The following is a 6,556-nucleotide window of genomic DNA, read 5'->3' on the forward strand; positions in this document are numbered from 1 at the left end:
TCTTCCTTGACTACCAACGTCTGCTCATCAAATCTGATGTCCCTGACATGGATGCTGTTTCTCTTGGTTTAAGGTATGACTTTTAACCCTTAGACAAGGTCTTTCCTTGTCTCTACTTTTCTTCTCAATATTAACCTTCAATTAACCCCCCTTGAGTATACTTTCCACATAAAAATGTAGGAGAGTAACTTGAGTCAAATCATAGAAAATATCAAAACAGAAATTTCTAAAGTCCTCGTGGGACAAGACAAAATGGTAGAGGGTCTGTTGGCAGGTTTACTTTGTCGTGGGCATATACTTTTAGAGGGTGTTCCGGGTCTAGCAAAAACCACTGCAGTCAATGCATTGGCAAAGACACTTGGACTGGACTTTAAGCGTGTACAGTTCACGCCCGATCTGCTTCCTTCTGACATCATAGGTACAGAGATCTATGATCCTTCCAATAATACATTTAAGATCAAACAAGGTCCTGTTTTTACCAACCTTTTACTGGCAGATGAGATCAACCGTGCTCCGGCAAAAGTACAGTCTGCACTGCTTGAAGTCATGCAGGAGAGACAAGTGACTATCGGTGATGAGACATTTAAGATAGATCTTCCCTTCCTGGTTATGGCGACACAAAACCCTGTGGAACAGGAAGGCGCCTATGAACTTCCTGAAGCACAACTTGACAGATTTATGATGAAGGTGGTTGTAGGTTATAACACCAAAGAAGAAGAGTTAGAGATAGCAAGACGTGCTGCGAACAACAGTTTTGGAGATATCCAACAAGTAGCAAGCATTGAGGATCTCAATAAGATCAGAAAAGAAGCGCTTCAGGTGCATATGGATGAAGAGATAGAAGCGTACATCATCGAATTGGTTGCTGCTACACGTGATCCTAAAGCATATGGTTTGGAAGAACTTGAAGCCTATATCGAGTTTGGAGCGAGTCCACGTGCGAGTATAGATATGTATAAGGCAGCACGTGCGATCGCTTACTTGAAGGGACAGGATTATGTCTCACCTATAGAGATAGCATACATCGCCAAAGAGATCCTTCGACACCGTATCATACTTTCTTATGAAGCACAGGCTGAGGAAGTGACACAAGATGAGATCATAGAGAAGATTTTAGCTGCCGTTCCGATTCCTTAGAGGTATACGTTTTGAACAAAGCTGTAAAAAAAATAGTACTTAAAACCAAAAAGCAAGTCTATGGAGATATGCTTGGAAACAATGCCTCCATCTTTCAGGGTGAAGGTTTTGAATTTGCAGAACTCCGTGAATATGTCTATGGTGATGATGTGCGGAAAATAGACTGGAAAACGACAGCAAAGTTAGGTAAACCTTTTGTAAAAATCTATAAAGAGGAGAGGGAACTTAACGTTGTTGTTGTCTCAATGCTTTCGGGTTCAACATACTTTGGTACAGTGAAACAAAAGTCGGATATCATTGCTGAAGTGGTAGCTACACTTGGTTTTTCAGCGGTAAAAAATGCAGATCTGTTTTCTCATATGGTTTTTGCCGACAGACTTTATGAGTTAAGTAAACCCAGCAAAAAACTATTTTCTGTACATAAGGCGGTTGAAAATGTTGTGGGGTTTGATCCGATCGGGAAAGAGGGTGATTTTTCTGCTTTAGTGGATACACTGCATAATCGTTTGAAAAAGAAATCTCTGCTTTTTATCGTATCTGATTTTGTAGGTGAGATAGATCTGAAAGTCTTGAGTAAGAAACATGATGTGTTTGCCGTGATGGTACGTGACAGATTTGAAGAGAACCCTTCCGAATTGGGTTATCTTAGACTCATAGATATGGAGACAAAACAGAGTTTTGAAGGCGATGTGGATAGTGGAACACTGAAGAACTACAAAAAAGCGTTACATGACAATGATGAGAAACTCTATAAGCAGTTTAAAAAGCAGGGTATACGGTTTTCAAAGATCTATACACATGAAGAACCGGCACTTAAGTTAATGAAAAAAATGAGGGCAAAGTAATGGATACGAACCAAACAGCAAATATCAACGAACAGCTTAGAGATATTAAACCTTTACTTGAAATACCGGATAGTTCTTATTACATTTATTGGGGGTTGATCAGTTTTGCTATATTTTTAGCTGGAGCTATTCTGTTTTTTATAGCAAAAAAACTATGGGATAATCGAAAAGTGAATCTTGCTAAAGGCTATCTAGAAGCGATCAAGAAGATAGATTGGATAGATACAAAACAATCTGCCTATGAAGCCACCTATTATGCAAGACTTTTGGCTACGGATGAAAGAAGAAAAGAACTTTTTTCTCAACTTGAACCTATGCTTGAACAGTATAAATATAAAAAAGAGGTAGAGGCCGTCGATCAAGATACGAGAAACAAATTCAACCTCTATGTGCAGGTAGCAGATGAGTCAGTTTAATTTTGAGTATCCATACCTCTTAGGGGTTTTACTTTTATTTATACTCTGCAGCTATTGGTGTAAAGAGAGAAGCCGTGCTATCTTTTTCCCTCATGTCAAAACACTTATGGCGAAGAGTGCAGGTAAGTCATCATTACTTTCCTGGCTGAAATGGATAGGTATTGTATCAGCAGTCATCGCATTGGCTTCACCAGTGATCACCAAAAGTTATACCAATTCTAAAAAAGAGGGACGTGATATCGTCTTAATTATTGATTCGAGTGATTCCATGCGACAGCGTGGGTTTGATCCATCTGATCCATGGAGAAATAAGTTTGATGTGGTGAAAGAAGTGGTAGGTGACTTTATAGAGAAAAGAGAAAATGACCGTATAGGTATGGTCACATTTGCAGATGTAGCCTTTATCGCTTCACCGCTTACCTTTGAAAAAAAGTTTTTAACAGATATTACAAAAATGCAATCAATGGGTATGGCAGGGAAGCGAACTGCTATCAATGATGCCGTGGTGCAAAGCTATAACCTGTTGAGTAAAAGTAAAGCCAGATCAAAGATCGCGATACTGCTCACAGATGGTATAGACAATATGAGTAAGGTACCGTTCGGGGATGTGAAAAGTCTTATAGAAAAGCGTGACATCAAACTTTATGCCATTGGTGTGGGGGATGCACGTGACTATAATGCGCAGTATCTACAAGCACTTGCCGATGCCGGAAAAGGGTTGGCATTTGGAGCACAAGATGCAACAACACTTTCCCAAATTTATGATGAAATTGACAATCTGGAAGCGACGAAGATCGATGATAAGAAGATCGTGCAACATACCTATTTGTATATCTATCCACTCTTTGCAGCCATATTGAGTTTGTTATTGTTTATGTATTTTAGAAACAGTAAAGGAGTCTAGAGATGAGTTTTGTAAATCCACAATTTTTTTGGGCGCTCATTGTTCCTTTTGTACTTTTTTCGTTTCTTATTTCTACCAACAAAGAGAGACTTGCACGTATCTTTGATGAAAAGGTATTGAAACGTTTGAGTGCCACTGATGAAAGTATGCCTTTGACAGTACGTAATATACTGATGCTCTTAGCACTTTTTTTGATGATCGTTGCGATGGCAAGACCCGTCATAGAGAAGGGTGATAAAACAGTAGAGGTACAGGGATTGACACTGCTTACAGCATTGGATATTTCTGGTTCTATGCGAAGTACAGACGTCTATCCTAACCGCTTGAGTTTTGCCAAAAAGAAGATGAGTGCACTCTTTGATGCTATGCCAAGTGATGAGATAGGTGTGGTGGCATTTGCCTACAGTCCTTTTGTCTTAGCACCTTTTTCAAGTGACAAAGATACTCTGAAAATGATGGTAGAAGGGGTAGATGACTCTTACATCAACATGGGGTCTACTGATTTCTCAGCGTTAGGTGAATTGGCCGCTTCTTTACTTGAAGAGAAAAAACCTAAGATCATGGTAATGTTCACTGATGGTGGTGATGAGGAAGCTATAGCAGGATTCACAGAGATACTGAAAGCAAATGAGATCGATCTTTATGTGGTACTTTTAGGAACGGAGAAAGGGGCTCCAGTGATCGATGAAAATGGCAAACCTTATAGCCTTGAAGACGGTACCATAGCGATCACACAAAGGAATGATGCTTTGGGTGAAGTAGCCAAAGAGAATGATGGTGCATATGTGGTAGCCAGTACAGGAAAAGAGGATATCACACAATTGGTTTCTGTGATACGAGGTAAATACCAAAATCAACAGCAAGGTGAGGTGAGTATCAAAGAGCGAGTAGAGTATTTTTACTATCCGTTAGGAGCTGGACTGTTGTTGTTACTGATCGCATTTAGTTCGATGCCTAGAAGGAGAAACGTATGAGAAAGTTAATTGTATTGACACTAAGTACGGGTGTTTTACTTCATGCCGGACTTACAGATTTTAAAACCATAAAAGAAGCAAATCAGGCATATGAAGCTGGAGAGTATAGCAAGAGTGCTACGTTGCTAAAAGGTTTAGATGCGAAAAGTCCTCAAAAACAGTATGACATAGGAAATGCACTCTATAAAGATAAAAAGTATGATGAAGCGATAGAAGCATATGATAAAGCAGAAGGTATAGATGAAGCGACTAGACTGCATAACATTGGGAACAGTCAGTTCCAGAAAAAAGAGTGGGACAAAGCCATTGAATCGTATGAAGAAGCCTTGAAGCTTAAAGAGGATGAAGATACAAAATTTAATCTTGAATTAGCGAAAGAACAAAAGAAAAAAGAAGAAGAACAGAAAAAACAAGATCAAAAAGATCAAGAGAATAAAGACGAAAATAAAGAACAGAACAAAGACGACAAAGAAAATCAGGATCAAAAACAAAATAAAGACCAAAAAGATCAAGATCAGCAAAAACAAGACCAAAAAAATAAAGATCAAGAGAAAAAGAAAGAACAAAATAAAAAAGAGAACAAAGACGGAAAGAAAAAAGAAGATAAGAAGCAAAAAGAGCCTGAAAAAGAAAAATCAGATGCTCAAAAAGAGAAGAAGCCCCAAGATAAAAAAGGTGACAAAGAGTCAGGTCAGCCTAAAGAGCAAAAAAAGATGAGTAAAGAAGAAAAGTTGCAAGAACAAGAGTTGAAGCGTCTTATGAAAAAGATGCAAAAAGGTAAGACCCCTACGATGATGTATCAGATGGGTGAAAGTAAAAAAGGTGAAAGGAATGAAGATGCGAAACCTTGGTAAAGTATTATTGGTTATGACATTGGCATTACAATATGTTTGGGCAGATGGAGTTGAAGCTGTCGTATCCAATACAGAGGTAGTAAGTGGCAATCCTGTTCAATTACAGATCAAGGCTACAGGAGATGATGCGCAATTCCCAGATATTCAAATGATCGATGGACATAGTGTCATCGGTACCAACTCTGGAAGTAGCAGCTCGTACAGTTATGTTAACGGAAAAATGAAAAGCTTGCATACTACAACAAAAACGTATACATTTATTCCAAGTCAAAATGTAAGCATTCCTTCATATGAAGTGCAGATAGATGGGAAGAGCTATCAAACACAACCCATTGAGATAAAAATAGTCAAGTCCACTGCTCCAGTAGGACAAAGTAATGACATGTTCTCTTTGCAGATGCGTGCCAATAAAACCAAGGTCATGCTAGGCGAATCACTGATGGTAACAGTTTATTTTTCTTTGAAAAATGGTGTGAGACTATCACAGGATATACAATATACTGCACCTAGTTTCCCAGGTTTTGTCGTAACAGAAGGCGGAGATCAAAATGCCTATATCAAAGGGAACTATCAAGTTCAGGAAGTTAGATACATCCTCACAGCACAAGAAGAGGGGAATTTTACTGCAACTCCTGCACATGCTAAGGTAGGTGTCGCAGATAGAAGCAGAAGAGATATTTTTGGTATGACTTTTGGAACCAAATGGAGACAAATGGCATCCAACGGTTTGCAAATAGAAGTATTACCTCAGGTTCAAGAGAGTGATCTGGTGGGTGACTTTACAGTGGATACAATCATAGATGCACAAGAAGTCAAAGCCAATAAGCCAGTGAATCTCACTGTGAAGATAGAAGGAAAAGGTAACCTGGAAAGTTTTGAATTTCCTAAATATGAGATAGATGGCGTTACCGTGTATAGTGATGAAGCCAAAGTAGAAACAAAGGTTGTAGATGGAGAGATCTATAGTAGCTATAGCAAAAGTTTTGCATTTATCTCTGAAGAAGACTTTACTATTCCTGAGCGGAATTTCTCTATGGTAACATTACAAGATCATCAGATGCAAACATTAAAGGTAAATGCTTATGAAGTCAGTATCAAAAAAGAAAAGTCTGCCATTAGCAGTACGGAAAGTACACAAACGGACGGTATAGTGCAAACAAAAATAGCACAGGTATCACAGACCAAAGATGTAACAGCAGAAAAGCAGGCAGAAGTAAAAAATATGGCATGGTGGATGCTTGCTGCAGCCTTCGGTTTGGGTGCGTTGTCTATGATCGTTCTCCAACGATTACCACGATTGAAAAGCAGAAGTGCAAATCCGTACAAAGAGTCTGAAGCTTTAAAAATACTGTATGCACACATGAGTGAAGACGCAAAAGTGGAAGAGATGGTACGTAAACTGTATGCCCGTAAAAATGGTGATAAA

7 protein-coding genes are annotated in these 6,556 nt (G+C 38.9%); all 7 read left to right on the forward strand.

Going from position 1 to position 6,556, the window contains the following annotated elements; genetic code table 11:
* The first annotated feature begins 189 nt into the window (after positions 1 to 189).
* Positions 190 to 1,137 (forward strand): AAA family ATPase, encoded by a 948-nt coding sequence (locus WBM70_RS07875; RefSeq protein WP_424557955.1) that lies wholly within the window; start codon positions 190 to 192, stop codon positions 1,135 to 1,137.
* 11 nt (positions 1,138 to 1,148) lie between these two features.
* Positions 1,149 to 1,982 carry a DUF58 domain-containing protein gene (locus tag WBM70_RS07880; protein WP_424557956.1) on the forward strand — a complete coding sequence of 278 codons (834 nt, stop codon included), beginning with the start codon at positions 1,149 to 1,151 and terminating at the stop codon, positions 1,980 to 1,982.
* Positions 1,982 to 2,398, forward strand: a complete 417-nt coding sequence (locus WBM70_RS07885; RefSeq protein ID WP_424557957.1) for a hypothetical protein — start codon at positions 1,982 to 1,984, stop codon at positions 2,396 to 2,398. The genes WBM70_RS07880 and WBM70_RS07885 overlap by 1 nt, the downstream gene beginning before the upstream one ends.
* A complete protein-coding gene (locus WBM70_RS07890; RefSeq protein ID WP_424557958.1) occupies positions 2,385 to 3,302 on the forward strand; it encodes a vWA domain-containing protein in 918 nt (305 codons plus the stop codon). The genes WBM70_RS07885 and WBM70_RS07890 overlap by 14 nt, the downstream gene beginning before the upstream one ends.
* A 2-nt stretch (positions 3,303 to 3,304) precedes the next feature.
* Positions 3,305 to 4,276 carry a vWA domain-containing protein gene (locus tag WBM70_RS07895; protein WP_424557959.1) on the forward strand — a complete coding sequence of 324 codons (972 nt, stop codon included), beginning with the start codon at positions 3,305 to 3,307 and terminating at the stop codon, positions 4,274 to 4,276.
* Positions 4,273 to 5,130, forward strand: a complete 858-nt coding sequence (locus WBM70_RS07900) for a tetratricopeptide repeat protein (RefSeq protein ID WP_424557960.1) — start codon at positions 4,273 to 4,275, stop codon at positions 5,128 to 5,130. The genes WBM70_RS07895 and WBM70_RS07900 overlap by 4 nt, the downstream gene beginning before the upstream one ends.
* Positions 5,108 to 6,556: BatD family protein (locus tag WBM70_RS07905; protein WP_424557961.1), on the forward strand; the 1,449-nt coding region annotated here is incomplete at its 3' end. The genes WBM70_RS07900 and WBM70_RS07905, both read left to right, overlap by 23 nt.

This window comes from Sulfurovum sp. (assembly GCF_049668085.1).
In the GTDB taxonomy this organism is placed as follows: Bacteria; Campylobacterota; Campylobacteria; order Campylobacterales; family Sulfurovaceae; genus Sulfurovum.